This window comes from Chelativorans salis (genome assembly GCF_025336525.1).
Classification (GTDB): Bacteria; Pseudomonadota; Alphaproteobacteria; order Rhizobiales; family Rhizobiaceae; genus Chelativorans; species Chelativorans salis.
Genome location: NZ_JAOCZP010000005.1, coordinates 266386 through 281258 on the forward strand (window position 1 = coordinate 266386; position 14873 = coordinate 281258).

A 14873-nucleotide genomic window follows, 5' to 3' on the forward strand; every position below is an offset into this window, starting at 1 on the left:
GGAAGGGCAAATGACTTCGCCTATCGATTTTCGTGCCGTCCTGGCGCTTTCTCTTCTAACCATTTCGGGGTGCGCGACCGCGCCGAGGGATCACACTCCCTATTACAGCTTTGTCCCGACCAACAGCTATGTAGGGATGGAGAAAGGGGTTGGCGGCTCGGTTCTGGTGCCCGAGGCGTGCCTTGGTGAGCCGGCCGATATGTCGCCCGGGTTGGCGGAAACCGACTTCGTCGTCACCCCGGCATTGGGTCCGCACCTGCCACCGGGCTGCGCCAATGCTTACAATCTTCAGCGCATGGTGGAGAGCGAACGCGACCTCATCGAGGGACGGACCCTTGGTCCCGCACGTGCGGCACCCTCCGTCAGAGCCGCTCACCACTACCTTTATGGCGAGGAAGAACTCCTCGGTGGCCCCAGCCGGTCGCAGGATCTGAATATCACCGCACCCACATCAGTCGAATGAAACGGGAATGATGCCGGCCATCGCCATTCCTGCGCCGCTCCGTCACACGAGCTTCAAGCGGACGAGATGCTGAGCGACGAATGGAAACACGTCGGTTTCGATATCGTAACCGACACGTGCTTTCGCAAACATCCTGCTCACAAGCTCCCCGTCCTCAACAACCGGGCAATTTTGTCGTCGCGCCTGCGCCAGCAGGGTAGCAACCTCGCCTCCCTCCTCCTTAGCGACGATGATTGGCACCGGCGTGTCATCCGACACATACCGCAGCGCCACCAGACGGCTTCCACCATAGAGGACGAGCGATGCTTCGTGCAGGCCGCGTTTTGTGGACCTCGTGACCGCTTCACGCCGGAGCCGGCGCAACTCCTGGCGGAACTGCGGATCGCCCTCCAGGTCCTTTCGCTCCCGCTTGAACTCCGTTCGCGTCATGCGCATGTCGCGCCGAAAGAGCCAGCTCTGAACGGGCATGTCGAACAGGCCGATCAACACGAAGGCAAGCCCCACGGCAACGGTGAGCGGCGTCAGGATGCCGATCACCGTGCCTCTGACACACCCGGCGCCGCAACCAGGCACTTCGAAGAGCGATTGCAGCCAGACAAGCAGAACGGCGGCCAGCAGCGCGGAAAGGAACACGACCTTGATCAGGCTCTTGACGAATTCCACGACATTGCGCATCGACATGACCCGCTTGAAGCCCTTTGCGGGACTGATTTTTTCGAAACGGGGCTTGATTGGGTCGGAGGAAAATACGGGGCCGCGGGTGGCGATGATGCTAAAAAGAATGACGGTGGCGACCGTCAGCGCCACAACGGGACCGAGCAGTGCAAGAAGGGTTCTGATCGCCTGATGAATGGCGAAGTGGCTGGCGTCGGCGAACACGTCATCCTGGCGGCTACCGATCGTGTTCACCAGTTCAAGAAGCCTGTCCGACATGGTCGGCCAAGCGTAGAGCAAATACATCAGGACAACAAAAATAGAAAAACCGGCCGCGAGGTCCTTGCTCTGCGGCACCTGCCCCTTGCGCCGCGCCTCCCGAAATTTCTTCTGGGTTGCGGGAAGTTCTTTTTGTTCACTTTCCTCGGCCATCGGACTCGCCTATGGGTTTTTGGCTTTTTTTGCGCGATGGACATTCCGCGAGGTGCCCCATCGAGCTGCACGGAAGGAAGCCTGACATGCGACGACACATGGTTTGTGTGGCTTTGTCGACAACATTAGCGGCTTCAGGCTGCGCCACAACACAAAATGAACAAGCGCTGGAGGTGGAGCCGACAAGCCAAAACTCTCGTCTCATGCGGCTGGCGGCAGATCTGGAGAAGCAAGGTGCCACCGGCACAGCGATCGCGCTCTATGAGCAAGCCGCCTCCGCACCGGGAGCGCCTGCCAGCGCCTTCGTCGGATTGGGCGACATCTATATGCGCGCCGGCTACATCGAACAGGCCATAAAGTCCTATCAGGCCGCCCTCTCCCGCTCTCCGAGCTATGGTCCCGCCCTTGTCGGCCTTGGCTGGGCGATGGTCCGGTCCGGCGACGCGGAAGCCGGCATCCGCACGCTTGCCGAGGGGGCCCAGAGTGTCAATACGAGCCAGGCCTACAACCGGCTCGGCGTCGCTCAAACCTTCGCCGGGCAGATCCAACCTGCGATGGATACGTTTTCTCGCGCCCGTTCGCTGGCGCCAGACGATCCCGACATCAGCTTGAATATCGCCCTGGCCGCCGCCCTCGCGGATGATTCGGCAACGGCCCTGACAAGCGTACAAGAGCTTGCTACCAGTCCGAACATCAGCCTGCATCACAAGCGCAACATCATCATGGTCTACGGTCTGCTTGGACGCGCGGATGAAACCCGCGCACTTCAACTCACGGGTCTGTCGACCGAAGAGGTCAACAAGCTGCTCGCGACGGCGAGATCGATTCGCGCCAGGCCGACGGTGGCTGCTCGCGCGGAGGCGCTGGGGTCCATGAACGGATAGAGAGTCAGCTCCACGGCAGTTGCCCTGTCAGGGTACTGCGACGTGAATTTCACAAAACTGCAACACAACCTTTAATTCAGCGCCGGGTTTGACCATTACATGAGTTGCCCATCTTCTTGCCGCGGATGGGTACTCTGAAATGGCATTTCGCATCGATACAGAAGCACTTCGTCGATACGGCGAGAACGGATGGACCGGCCTGTCGCAGGCGCAGCAGCAGGCTTTCCGCGAAGCCATTGACGAGGCGCTCCGCGCAAGGGAGGACGCTGGCGGCTCGGGCGAAATCGACGAAACCGAGGAACGCGCGGTTATCGTCGAGAGCGGCGACAGCCTGTGGGCGATAGCGGACGAGTTCGATGTTTCCCTTGAGGAGATTCAAGACCTCAACTTCATCGAGGGATCGAATATCGACCCGGGCGAGGCCATTATCATCCCCCATACCTCCCCCGAGGAGGCCGCCGCGACGCCCCTCAATGCTGAAGGCATTCCGGAAGGCGAGGAAGGCTTCGCCCAAAATCTCTGGGAGCGTGGTCATTATCTCGAAGATCCCGACAACCCTTCAACCATCGATTTTGATGCGGAAATCGGTGAGATCGCAACGGACGTCCAGGCTTACATGGAAGCCCTGCCGCCCGGGGATAGGAAAGCCGCGTTGCAGCGCCTCTACGACCGAAGTTGGGGGAATGCCGGACCGACGAAAATGGCCATCGAGCAGGTCGCGGAGTCGACGGGCATAATACTTGCCGAGAGCAGCCATGCGGGCTCGGAAACGGAAACCGCTGCACGTGAAATCATTGCGCAGGCACAGGCGGAGTCGGATCCGAATGAAGCCCTACGGGTGCTGGAGGATGGTTACGCCAATGCTTCGTCGGAGGTACAACGCGCGCTCGACGATTACGACGCAACGGACGAGATCGCCAATCGCGCCGCCGAGGATCTCGTCTCGCAGATCGACCAGGACAATCCGGCCCAGGCACTGCAGGATCTTGAAGCCGTCTACGAGAATGCCCCCTCCGACCGCGTTCGCGACGCCCTCGACGAGTCGGACACGGTCCAAAGCATCATCGATAATGCGGCCGATTGGGCCGAAGAGCCGCTAAACGGGGATCTGGACGAGGAGTTGCCTGGCGCCCTGACGCGCCAGACAATGGAACGGCTGGAGACGCTGACGGCGGATCTCGACCCTGAAATCGCCGCCGAAGTGATCGATGCGATGACCTCCCGCTTCGCCGAGGCGGAGCAACGGTTCCGGGACGAAGGCTATGCCGGTCTGGAGTTGCATTACAACGGGACAATCTCCCTGCTGACCGTTCTCGACCGCGTCGAGGGAACGACGAAGGGCGATGCGGCGGCGCAACAATTCGCCCAGATGGGCCTGTTCAATATGGACGCCGTGCGGTCGACGCTGAATCAGGCTCTCGATGAAGGCAAAGATATTCCCGGCTATGCGCTGACCATCGCCTCCATGGAAGGTGTCGATTTCCTTGATGAAATCCTCTCCACAGTTGAGAGCGAGCGCGATCACGACGTCGTCGATCTTGTCCAGGATTACAGCGAACACCTGGAGGAACTGGGCTACCTCATCACCAATGGCGGCACGGCGATGACGGAAGAGCAGCTCGAGGCGGCCATCCAGGATTATATCGATGAAAAGGGACCGGAATGGCAGGAGCGACTCGAAGAACTGGAACAGCAACTGGCCGAAAGAGGGGAGGATCTGCTGGGCTATGCTCAGCAATTCCAAGACCTTCCCGATGATGTACGAAGCGATTACCAGGAGCGTATTCTAAACCTGCTCGGCGACCCGAATGCGCAAGTCGCCATTTCCATTGCCTTGCGCAACGTTCCCGATCTCACGAAGGGCGAGTCCGGTCAGGAGTTGATACAGCTCTTCGACGAGTTGGGAATCAGCGGCAGCGACAATCCGCTCGCGAACAACCTCATCAGCGCCTATATGCGCGAAAACATCATGATCCCGGCCGGCGATATCGATCCCAGCGATCCGTCGTCGCTGCAGCAGGCCCGCGAGCAGATTGAGGAGGCTTTGGACAACAATCCGGAGCTTGCCTCCTTGCTTGGCATCACGAACAGTGAACTTGGCGAGCTTTCCGACGCATTTCTCGACCTCGTGCCGGAATACTCGGACGAATTCAACGCGGAGCGATATGGCATCGATGTGGCGCGCAACTTCAATAACGCGTTGGACAAATTCGATGACCTCGTGCGCGACGCGCCGTTCAACCGCCTCTTCCGTACGACCGCGCTGGCCATTGTAGGCTCCGGACTTTCCAATGCCATTGAGCAGTATGGCGAAGACCCATCGCTCCGTAATGCCCTGCAGGTCGCGGTTGATTCGGCGCGTGTAGGGATCGATGGCGCACAGTTTGTCACTGCCTTGCTCACGTCAAACGACTCTGCCTTCACGAACGGCCTGAAGATGGGCGGCAAGTTTGTCCATCTCCTTGGCGCCGGTCTCGCCACCATCGACGGACTTGGACGGCTAGCAAACGGCGATATACCCGGCGCCGTCCTGAACGGAGGCGTGGCCTTCGGCGTAAGCTGGGCTGCGCTCGGCTCATCCAGCCTTGCGGGGCCGATCGGTTTCACCATAGCCGGGCTGTCCACAGTCGGCCTCTTCGTCTGGGATGGCATCCAGAACGTCCAGCACAATAACCGCTTCCAGACAGATACCACAGCCGCCTTCCTGGAGCAGGCTGGCTTCAACGAGGAAGCAGCCCAAGCGTTAAAGGACCAGAGCGGCGAAGGATACAGCCCGGTGCCGATCTTAATGCGCTACGGAGAGCTGAAGGGGCTGACACCAGAGCAGACGGTGAACTGGGTCAACTCGATTGCCAACAGCGAAGACGGCCCGACCAAGCTTGCAAAGTTGCGGGACAATCTCCACCATACGCTCGATGACATCGACGGCGATCTGAGTCAGTTCAACGCCACGGCTGATAATGACACCTTGAGCGTCTCCGATATCGAGCAGCGCCCGTGGTTTGCCAATGGCGGTGACGCGACCCCGGATTCTGCAGCGCAAGTCGATGCTGTTCTGGCAGCGCTCGAAATTGCTCAGCCCGTGGCTTAGGCGGTATCTATCGCGAGCAATTCTTCGCGCTTGCCGCCCAGCGCAAGCGCGGCACCGCCGAGATTGGTCTGATCACGGCTGCGAAACAAGAAAAATAGCCTATTCCTGCTGATCGGCTGGAAGGCAGATAGACGGTCTCTTTCGCACACTGCCCCTTTTACCACCGGCCACGCGCGCAGCTATGTCGACGGCCAGTTCGACAGCCAGACTATCGGGTGATTCCAGCCAACTCGCACAGTGAGAGGGGGCATGACGACATCGGACTGAATGCGTACCAGCGTCCGGCTCTTCAGCTCCATCTCCACCAGCTCATCCGGGATGACGGCAATGCCCAACCCTTCCACGGCGAGGTGAACGGCGGTCGCCATCGACGCGCTGGCATGAAGCTTGATCGGCGGCAGGTCGGGCTGGTTAAAGAGAGATTTGACAAGCTCATAGGGCTGCGTCTTGCGCGCAAGGTGATGAGGGGGAAGGCTGCGAGATCATGCACCGTCGCGGGATTGGACACACCAAGAGACGGGGTTGCAATGAAGCGGACTGGATATTCGCAAAGCAGCCGGTTGCGCAGAAGCGGCGCCGAAAGGGGGCCAAGCAGGAAGGCGATATCGATCTCCTGCGCCAGCAGCCGTGCGCGCAGCGAGGGTGAAATATCGACGTCGAACTCCACCGAGATATCCGGATAAATGCGGTTTACTTCCTTGATGAAATCGGGAAGCCAAGTGTGCACGATGGTTTCGGACACGCCAAGCCGGATCACCCCGCGCACCGCCGAAGTATCGCGCAAGGCCGAGAGCATCTGCGAACGCACCGCCAGCATCTTTTCGGCATAGACCAGCAACTGTCGCCCGCGCTGTGTAGGACGTCACATTGCGCGTCTCACGGGTGAGCAGCCTTGCGCCGAATTCTTCCTCAAGCTAAGCGATCCGGTGGGAGATGGCCGGCTGGGTGGTGTTAAGTTTCCGGGCGGCACCGCGGAAGCTACCGAGGGCAACCACCCAGACGAAGTTTTCCAAGCCTCTGAAGTCGACCATTTGAAGCCTATTGCGGCACATTTGCGCGCTGCACAGCGCGATTCCGAACGCATGTGGCTATGCCTCAACAAATGAATTCGGTTGCAGGACTGTATTGGCGGCAGCGCTCCCTAGATTCGATACCCTCTCGTTTTATCTCCTACGCTGGAGCACGCCAGAGCAACATCATCGCCCCCGGCCGAGTTGTCCCAAACTCAACTTCCGCAGACGGACCCGCGGATGCCGCTTCGCGCCGCCGAAGGGCGCCATTCGTTCCACCGCGACAAATCCCGAAAACTGCCGTTTGCCAATCGACGGCTATATTGGCAATGCACCGGGCGGCATGACAGCCATCCCGACGCCCGACGCACCGCATTAACGGGAGACCTTGCCAACCGTCGCCTTTGAGACCAAGCTCCGCGCAGCCAGGCATCCCGAGGCTGAATGCCATGTGGTCTCTGGTCGGGGACGGGAGATTGGAAACATGTATGATGAGATGTCGGATGCGCGTGAGACTGACGCGGTAGCGCGTCCCGACCGCTCCTTAGGCATTCTCAACCGCCGGTCGTTTCTGATCGGCTCCGCCGTCAGTCTCACCGCGTTTGGCTTTGCGGGTTGCGCAACGTCCGGCGGTATGAGTCTTGCTGAAGCGGAGAAAGTCTACGGGCCAGTCCCCGACGAGCGCTTTCCGATCCCCGCTGTCGATGTCAGCAAGATCAATCCGAAGTATCTTCGCCGGACGGTGCGTTACGACACAAAGGAAGCAGCCGGCACGATCATTGTCGATCCCCGCAACTACTACGTATACCGGATCGAAGGCGACGGATATGCCACCCGATATGGCGCCAATGTCGGCCGCGCCGGGTTCCTGTGGAGCGGTGACGCCTATGTCGGACGAAAAGCCGAATGGCCGATCTGGACGCCGCCCAGGGAGATGATCCTGCGCCAGCCAGAGGTCGCCCAATATGCCGGTGGTATGGCGCCTGGACTAAACAATCCACTCGGGGCACGAACACTGTATCTTTACCAGAATGGCGTCTACACGCTCTACACGATCTACAGCACGAGCGTGCCTGAGACGATCGGAAAAGGCGTTTCAAGCGGCTGCATCGGCCTGCTCAGCCAAGATATGATGGACCTCTATTCCAAGACGCCAGTGAACACCAAGGTGGTGGTCCTGCCGGCATAGGGTCTACTGCCGTTAACTTGCGTGTTGACTATGCAACTCTGAAAGGTCGCTCGCTAGGCAAAAGCCACGACGATCTTGCGCACCATGTCGGCCGTCGAGGCCAACTTTGCCACTTCCCGTAAGCAGACATTGCCTGCGACGACGCTGGAACCGCTGACCATGCGGCGCCCTGCCGTCTCCCTCAAGCTTCCGCTGCCTCGCGCCTTTCTGATGTCGACCACGTTCCCCTCTCCGTTGATTCATCCTCTATATGACCACTGGTTCCCCCGATCTGGATTTCGGTCCGGTCGAGGGATCCACAAAGGGAATCCTGCATGGGGATTGCGCCTAGACATCGCGGCAAGGCGTTTGCCTTGGCACTCGGCGCGACGGCACCTACGTCAGGCGATAGTGTCCACCCATCGGCGATGTTCGGCAAACCGCTCGACCAGGAGGTCGATGAAGGCTCTCACCTTTGCCGAGAGATGATGGCGGTGCGGATAGATCGCATTGATGGAGAATTCGAGCCCGGAATAGCGTTCGAGCACGCGCACAAGGCGCCCAGCGCGAAGGTCGTCTGCCACGAGAAAGGTCGGTGGTATGAATAGACCGCGGCCGTCCAGGGCGAGGCGCCTGAGCGTCTCTTGGCTGTTGGTAACTAGGTTGCCGTTGACGCGAACGGTAACGGGCTCGCCGCCGGGGCCCTCGAAACGCCACTCGTCGCCGAAAGGATAGGAGGGGTGGTGCATGCAGTTGTGGCGTACGAGGTCACCTGGTTCATCCGGGGTTCCGTAGCGTTCGAAATAGCCGGGCGAACCGCAGACGATGTTGCGCCACGACGTCAGCCGCCGCACGATCAGGCTCGAATCGGGAAGCGGCAGCGAGCGCACGGCAAGGTCGAAGCCCTCCCCCACCATGTCGACCATTCTTTGACCAACGGTGAGATCGACCGACACGGCTGGATGAAGAGCGACGAATTCGGATATGACCGGCGCCAGGAAGCGGGCGGTCGTCATGCTCGAGTAGAGGCGCAGCGTGCCTTGCGGCGTGGACTGCAGGGCTCCGGCGACCCGGTCCGCCTCCTCCAGGTCGGCGAGGATCCGGGAGGAACGTTCGTAGTAGGCCTCGCCGATCTCGGTCAGGCTCACCTTCCGGGTTGTGCGGTTGAGGAGCCGGACGCCGAGCCTGTCCTCCAGAGCCTGGATATGATTGCTGACCATCGTCGTCGACATGTTGAGACTGCGGGCGGCGGCGGAGAACCCGCCGCATTCCACGACACGACCGAAGACCGTTAGGCTCGTGAGTCTGTCCATCGTGCTCGATTATCCGCTCTCGGTGGATGATCCTTGCGCATTTTCACTGATTATCACCTCAAGATTGATATCGCATCCTAGCAGTTAGCAGGAAACGCTTCACCTGCGAAAAACACCCTGGAGGTTGAAGATGGCGCACATTCCGCTGAATTCCCCAAGCTCGACCGTCTTCGGCATCAAAGACCCTTCGCAGCGCACATTAGCTGCGCTCAGACTACTGGCGGACTTGTTGGCCTTGCCTAACCGGTGGCGGCAGCGCGCATTGGAGCGGCGACATCTCTGCGATCTCAGCGATCGCCTCCTCGCCGATATCGGCCTTACGCGGGCCGATGTCGATCGGAAAGCATCAAAGCCGTTTTGGCAACCCGTCGATCCATCCCAAGGCGATTCGCCTTTGTCTCAATCCAGCAAATGACCACCGAAAGGAACCACCATGCACAAGTCACTGATCATTCTCGCCGGCCTCTGCCTCCTCGGTGCCGGCACGGCCGCAGCCCAGGACTTCAAGCCGAGTAATGCCAATGCCCTTCCCGGCGATCCTGGGCAGCAGGCCGTCTATACCGGCGAGACCGTCACCATCGCGACCATCCATCGTGGTTTCAATGCCTCGGATGCGTTCGGGCCCAACGAGCAAAATTCTGTTCCGCGGCACTCGGTGAGGCCACCAGACATAGAGAAGGCTGAAGGCGCACTCGTGACCTCCAGCACCACCGTGGCGTCCAGACATTCCGGCTACAGCGCCGCCGATCACTTTGGCCCGAGCGCACGGAATGACTGCTGCGGCGTAGCCTTCCCCGCACGGAAGTAGCCCCGACCTCCGGAACAGCGAAAGGCGGTCCCACCTCCCAGGCCGCCTTTCGCTCCGGCGGAAGCATCGAATCACCATTCACTACTGGTGAATAGTATACAGAAAAATTCAAATATTATCGTCGCAAAAGACGCCAATTACCTTCAGCCCTGCGTCGGCGGAACTGCTCCCCCTGCCGCGCGAGGAGCCGAAAGGAGGCGCGTGATGAGGGTGCCCGAGATGAAAGGCGTGAAGGGCTGCACACGGGAATGCTTCTGTGGGCGCTGATCGTGGGGCTGTCCTTCCCGGCCGTTGCGCTGATGAGCGAAGGGCTGCCACCGCTGTTCCTGACGGCGCTCCGCTTCGCCATCGCCGCACTCGCCCTCGGGGACCCTCGTCTGGCGGGGGCGGCCAAACACACCGAAATGAAGTCATCCGCGCTCGCCGGCATGGCGGACCAATCATTGAATCGAAAAACAGGAGATATCAGCAATGACCAAAATAGCAGTTCTCGTCGGAAGCCTTCGGAAAGAGTCGTTTAGCCGAAAGGTTGCTGCTGCAATCACTGGACTTGAAAAGAACCTGTCCTTCGATTTCGTCGACATCGGCAAAATCTCCTACTTCAATGAAGACCTGGAAGCGAATCCACCGGCGGACTGGACCGATTACCGCAACCGGATCATCGCGGCCGACGCGGTGCTGTTTGTCACTCCCGAGTATGTCCGGTCAGTGCCCGCCGTGCTCAAGAACGCGGTCGATGTCGGCTCCCGGCCGTATGGACAAGGTGTCCTGATGGGGAAGCCTGCCGCAATCGTCTCCACCTCGCTCGGTGCAATCGGCGCCTTTGGAGCCAATCATCACCTTCGACAGTCTTTGGCCTCCCTCGACATGCCGACGCTCGGCCAGCCTGAGTGTTATATCGGCAATACGGGGCGCCTGTTCGATGATGACGGTGAATTGGTCGATGAAGGCACGCGAGAATTTCTTGCGACCTTCGCCAAGTCCTTCAAGGAATTCGTCGAGAAGATGGTGCGGCCCGGGTCAGAGTTACACCTCTTAGAGCGCACCATTGCATGACATGGGGCCGGCTCAAATGGCACCGCCTAGCCCCGCCCGTGATGCGGTCTCTGGAAACCGAGTTCTGACGCTGAACGCGGCCCACCATCTTCAAATGGAAATCCGATGAGACATATCTGGGACTCGGCCTTCGGCCTCCTCCTCGTGACGGGAGCCTTGCTAGGCGCGACGCCGCCTCTCGGCAAACTGGCGACGGAGGCCGGGATTCCGGCCATGGCCTGGTCCTTCGTCATTTCCTTCGGCGCGGGCGGCGTTCTTCTTTGCGTTCTGCTCGCGCGGCGGAGTTCCGTCGGGTTTGCCGCGCCTAAGCTGCGCTACTTCATCATCACGGCCGCTATCTCCTACGCAATTCCCAACATCGTGATGTTCTCGGCGATCCCGCATCTCGGCGCCGGTTACACCGCAATCATGTTCACGTTGTCTCCGGTGATCACGCTGGGGCTTTCGATGCTAATGGGCGTGCGCCGCCCCAACCTCCTGGGCATCGCCGGCATTTCGGTGGGCTTCGTCGGAGCTGTCATGGTGGCAACGACGCGCGGGGAGGTGGGACAGCCCGCTGAACTGTCCTGGGTCTTTATCGGGCTGCTCATTCCGGTCAGTCTCGCCGCCGGCAACATCTACCGGACCATGGATTGGCCGGATGCCTCTACGCCGCTCGAGCTCGCTGCCGGAAGCCACCTCGCTGCAGCGGCGATGCTGCTTCTCGGGATCATTCTTGTCGGTGACGCAGGAGCGTTCAAGCTGCTTTCCGGCTTCCAGATTCTCGTCCTCGCGCAGGTCGCCGCGGCATCGATAATGTTCGCCTTCTTCTTCCGCCTGCAGGCGGTTGGCGGGCCCGTCTATCTCAGTCAGATCGGCTATGTCGGAGCGGCGGTCGGCCTTGCCGCCGGTGTTCTGTAGTCGCCGGAAAGCCTGGCTCGCGTGTCATGACGTGCCCCATTGCCTTATCATTCAAAGGACGTTGAAGACCACGCGCATCATCGTGTTTGGAGTGTTGGGTACGGGCGCATACAGAGGTCATCCCTACCGAGCACGTTGACCATGAGCAGGCCGACGAGCTCGAAGAGTTCTTCTCAGGCTCCAGCTTCGACACCGCTGCGACCGCCGCGGCGACGAACATGCCGACCATCATCGAAGATCGCCGGCTTCGGGGGTTCGCGACCATCATCGGCGCCCAGCGGGTCTCTTGGACCCAACCGCTTCTCATGCTGCTTCTGGACCGAAAGCAGCTGTCGCACGGCGACTATGTCGACTTGATTGCCAACCTCGGCAGCAAGCGGATTGGCTTCGTGTCTGCCGGCTCCGGGGACTTGTTCGCCGCAGCGCAGCTCGGCTTCGACTCCCCTCAGTTCAAGTCGCTCGTAGAGGTCATTTCCCGGAAGACCGTCGAAGCGCCCTCACTTGCGAGGGTCGCTGTAGAGTTCTTCGTCCAGTTGTGGAACGCGGAAATTCCAGGAGCGCGTCACAGGCTTGTCAGCTCGGTACTGGAGGCAATCCTGACCCGGCCGGATGCTATAAGGTTGCTCAGGGTCATCATCGTGGCAGTCGACAAGAATCTGCGTGAACGGCGATTCCCCGAGAATCTGATTTCTAGATCCTGGAGCGACTACGTGGAGCGGTTCGTCGCGGGGCATTTCATTAGGGACGCCGTTATTGGCTGATAAGAGTCCGAATTTCAATTGTGGTTGTTCTTGCGCGTCCCGTGTCGCAAGATTCAAAGCGCGTAACGAACATCGCAAGTCTGAAAATCAGACAGCCGGAGCCAAGCCGGTCAGTCCGCTTCCGGCCCGAACTGCACCGTAACAACGGCTCATTCTCGAACGCGGAATTTGGCTGAAAAGGTGCGTCAGGCAGACATCGTGGTGGCAGCAACGGGACAGGCCGGAATGATCAAGGGAGATTGGATCAAGCCCGGCGCAACCGTGATCGATGTAGGAACCACGAAAGTGATTGTGGACGGCAAGAAGCGGCTTCTCGGCGATGTGGACTTTGCCGCCGTCATCGAAACAGCGGGGCCACAACACCCGTGCCAGGTGGCGTTGGGCCGATGACGATCATGATGCTGATGCACAACACGGTCCTGGCGGCTTACCACCGCGAGGGGCTGCCGCATCTACAGCTCTGGTAGATCGAAGCAATCTTTGAAGGGACTTATCTTCGACGACAGCAACGGGTCGTCAGCTGGCGAGCGCCCGTAAACCGGCAGTCTCTTTCCGATCCACTGAAAACGGCCATAAATGGTTATATGAAAGGCTTAGCCGCATCATAATAGTTGTTCTTTTCCTCATCGACATGACAGCCGACCAGGCACAATCCCGACGCTTCCAGGAGTCGTTCATACACTTCTTCGCCAAGCGATCTCGAGCGTCGTCCGGTCAGCATGTCTTGCCAGTCGCACGTCTCTCGAGGTGCGCTGAACAGAAAGCGCCCCCCTGGCCTGAGAGCCTTTGCTACCCCATGAAGTACTTCAAGCTGATCTTTCGGCGAGAGCAGGAACAGCAGACCGATCGAAACAGCCGCATCGAAGGTGCGCTGAAAGAATACACTGTCCTGCACGGCTTCACAGGCGCTTTGCGCTTCCGGAAGTCTACGACGGAACGCATCTATCATTGTAGGCGATGCGTCGATCCCGAAGACCGTGAAGCCATCCTCGATTAGAGCTTGCGCGATCGGCACTCCGGAACCGCAGCCGACGTCCACGATGGAGCTCGACGGCGGCAGATTGTTTCGTGCCCAGGACCGCACGAGGGTCGCACCGATGGCGGAGCGAGCGGCCATGAATTGCCGGGCAACGCCGTCCCAACCTTCAGAGCGGTCGATGTGCATGCGGCGAACCTCCAAGGCTGGCAATTGCAACGGACTCTACTCGCTGGTGCCCAGTAGGAAAGTCAAATATCCATAACCGGGTCGGGAGCGGAATGGCAGCACATTAGTACTTCGTCGTTCCGATAGCAGTCAGTCCGCAGACGGCCCCTCGAAGTCTATAATGGGCTACCAGATCAAGGGCGGGAGTTCGTCGACGCGCTTTGCCGAGTAGCCGACGATGCGGACGAGGACGTCGGCGAGGTAAGCCGGAGGGCTCAGGCCGCTGAGGATGGCGGTGTCGATCAGCGAGTAGATCAGGGTGGCGCGCTCGCCTCTGTCATCGGATCCGGCGAACAGGCAGTTCTTGCGGAGCGCCCGCTCGGCTGGATTGTTTTCGATCGCCAGATGGCCATCGTCAAGGTAGCGGGTCAGCCCGTCACCATAAGCAAGCGCCTACCGGATTGCGGCCGCGACGCCGGCGCGTCCGGCAACCTCGCTGGCGCGCATCCCAGATCCACTCAACTCTCCAGCATGTAATCCGCCAAGCTGTAGCAGTGGCTCGCCTGGTAGGCGTTCCGCCCCCGATTCATGTGCGTCAAATTGAATGTCCGGATGGCGCGCAACACGCGGCGGGCCGCGAGGAATTTGTGGATCGAGGCGGTGCCCCGCACATTGATGCCGAAAATGTCCTCGCCGCGCGGGAAGAAATAGCCCACATCTTCCGGCGTCGTGACGCAGTGCTCAAGAAAAGGTTCGTCCACATCACTCTGCGCGAGCGAGTGGTCCCCGGTGAAGTCCGAAAGATGCACCAGGAATCTTGCACGGATGCCCTCGCCGTCCGCATACAGCGTGAAAAGCTCCATCCAGCTCGCATTGACGCGGACAAGCGGCTTATCGGATGTCGACGGCAGACAAGAAACCGACCAGTAGTGACGCTCGGTCTTGCGCGGGATGGGGATGCAGTTCCGGCCGTAGAGCCTGAGAACCTCTAGAACCTCCTGTGCCTGCGGGCGAAGAAGCAGCTTTTGAAATCGCGCGGCGTACTTGAACCGCAGTTCCATGGACTCCGAGCGTTCGTCGGCGTCACGCAAGTTCGTCTTGCCTTCCATCCATTTGCGCTGCTGCTCGGGATTCAGAAATTGGCGCAGTCCGGTGGTGCTGCGGCGAGGAGTTGTGCTCATGTCTGGTG

At 59.9% G+C, this 14873-nt stretch carries 16 protein-coding genes and 2 pseudogenes; 11 read left to right on the forward strand and 7 right to left on the reverse strand.

Annotation, left to right across the window (positions count from 1 at the left end; translation table 11 throughout):
• Positions 1-10: 10 nt before the first annotated feature.
• Positions 11-463, forward strand: a complete 453-nt coding sequence (locus N5A92_RS17610; RefSeq protein WP_260905074.1) for a hypothetical protein — start codon at positions 11-13, stop codon at positions 461-463.
• Positions 464-505: 42 nt separating this feature from the next.
• On the opposite strand, the gene N5A92_RS17615 is transcribed toward N5A92_RS17610, so the two are convergent.
• On the reverse strand, positions 506-1549 hold the full coding sequence (locus N5A92_RS17615; RefSeq protein WP_260905075.1) for an EscU/YscU/HrcU family type III secretion system export apparatus switch protein: 1044 nt from the start codon (positions 1547-1549) through the stop codon (positions 506-508).
• Between the two features lie 203 nt (positions 1550-1752).
• Between N5A92_RS17615 and N5A92_RS17620 the strand changes: the two genes are divergently transcribed.
• Complete coding sequence (locus tag N5A92_RS17620; RefSeq protein ID WP_260905076.1) at positions 1753-2433, forward strand: tetratricopeptide repeat protein; 681 nt, start codon at positions 1753-1755, stop codon at positions 2431-2433.
• A gap of 139 nt (positions 2434-2572) precedes the next feature.
• Positions 2573-5524: a LysM peptidoglycan-binding domain-containing protein gene (locus tag N5A92_RS17625; RefSeq protein ID WP_260905077.1), complete on the forward strand. Its 2952-nt coding sequence runs from the start codon at positions 2573-2575 to the stop codon at positions 5522-5524.
• Between the two features lie 99 nt (positions 5525-5623).
• On the opposite strand, the pseudogene N5A92_RS17630 reads toward N5A92_RS17625, so the two are convergent.
• Positions 5624-6555: pseudogene (locus N5A92_RS17630) on the reverse strand (LysR family transcriptional regulator).
• Between the two features lie 475 nt (positions 6556-7030).
• Between N5A92_RS17630 and N5A92_RS17635 the strand changes: the two are divergent.
• Complete coding sequence (locus tag N5A92_RS17635) at positions 7031-7723, forward strand: L,D-transpeptidase (RefSeq protein ID WP_260905275.1); 693 nt, start codon at positions 7031-7033, stop codon at positions 7721-7723.
• 53 nt (positions 7724-7776) lie between these two features.
• On the opposite strand, the gene N5A92_RS17640 is transcribed toward N5A92_RS17635, so the two are convergent.
• Both N5A92_RS17640 and N5A92_RS17645 read right to left on the reverse strand, forming a co-directional pair.
• Complete coding sequence (locus N5A92_RS17640; protein WP_260905079.1) at positions 7777-7944, reverse strand: hypothetical protein; 168 nt, start codon at positions 7942-7944, stop codon at positions 7777-7779.
• Positions 7945-8103: 159 nt separating this feature from the next.
• Positions 8104-9015 (reverse strand): LysR family transcriptional regulator, encoded by a 912-nt coding sequence (locus tag N5A92_RS17645; protein WP_260905081.1) that lies wholly within the window; start codon positions 9013-9015, stop codon positions 8104-8106.
• 130 nt (positions 9016-9145) lie between these two features.
• Here N5A92_RS17645 and N5A92_RS17650 point away from each other — a divergent pair, with 130 nt between their 5' ends.
• The 7 genes and pseudogenes from N5A92_RS17650 to N5A92_RS17680 all read left to right on the forward strand — a co-directional run.
• The gene (locus N5A92_RS17650) at positions 9146-9430 is read left to right on the forward strand and encodes a DUF1127 domain-containing protein (protein ID WP_260905082.1); all 285 of its coding nucleotides are present in this window, start codon (positions 9146-9148) and stop codon (positions 9428-9430) included.
• An 18-nt stretch (positions 9431-9448) separates the two neighbouring features.
• Positions 9449-9823 (forward strand): hypothetical protein, encoded by a 375-nt coding sequence (locus N5A92_RS17655; RefSeq protein ID WP_260905084.1) that lies wholly within the window; start codon positions 9449-9451, stop codon positions 9821-9823.
• Positions 9824-10071: 248 nt separating this feature from the next.
• Positions 10072-10344 (forward strand): hypothetical protein, encoded by a 273-nt coding sequence (locus N5A92_RS17660; protein ID WP_260905085.1) that lies wholly within the window; start codon positions 10072-10074, stop codon positions 10342-10344.
• Positions 10295-10879: an NADPH-dependent FMN reductase gene (locus N5A92_RS17665; protein ID WP_313958431.1), complete on the forward strand. Its 585-nt coding sequence runs from the start codon at positions 10295-10297 to the stop codon at positions 10877-10879. Before N5A92_RS17660 ends, N5A92_RS17665 begins: the two co-directional genes overlap by 50 nt.
• Before the next feature lie 105 nt (positions 10880-10984).
• Positions 10985-11779 (forward strand): DMT family transporter, encoded by a 795-nt coding sequence (locus N5A92_RS17670; protein ID WP_260905086.1) that lies wholly within the window; start codon positions 10985-10987, stop codon positions 11777-11779.
• Positions 11780-11865: 86 nt separating this feature from the next.
• Complete coding sequence (locus N5A92_RS17675) at positions 11866-12540, forward strand: PIN domain-containing protein (RefSeq protein ID WP_341850070.1); 675 nt, start codon at positions 11866-11868, stop codon at positions 12538-12540.
• Positions 12541-12669: 129 nt separating this feature from the next.
• Positions 12670-13007: pseudogene (locus tag N5A92_RS17680) on the forward strand (bifunctional methylenetetrahydrofolate dehydrogenase/methenyltetrahydrofolate cyclohydrolase); the annotation flags it as partial.
• A gap of 113 nt (positions 13008-13120) precedes the next feature.
• On the opposite strand, the gene N5A92_RS17685 reads toward N5A92_RS17680, so the two are convergent.
• The 3 genes from N5A92_RS17685 to N5A92_RS17695 form a co-directional block, all read right to left on the reverse strand.
• The gene (locus tag N5A92_RS17685) at positions 13121-13705 is read right to left on the reverse strand and encodes a class I SAM-dependent methyltransferase (RefSeq protein ID WP_260905088.1); all 585 of its coding nucleotides are present in this window, start codon (positions 13703-13705) and stop codon (positions 13121-13123) included.
• A 165-nt stretch (positions 13706-13870) separates the two neighbouring features.
• A complete protein-coding gene (locus tag N5A92_RS17690) occupies positions 13871-14116 on the reverse strand; it encodes a transposase domain-containing protein (protein WP_425248606.1) in 246 nt (81 codons plus the stop codon).
• Positions 14117-14202: 86 nt separating this feature from the next.
• Positions 14203-14865 carry a hypothetical protein gene (locus N5A92_RS17695; RefSeq protein WP_260905089.1) on the reverse strand — a complete coding sequence of 221 codons (663 nt, stop codon included), beginning with the start codon at positions 14863-14865 and terminating at the stop codon, positions 14203-14205.
• Positions 14866-14873 lie beyond the last annotated feature (8 nt).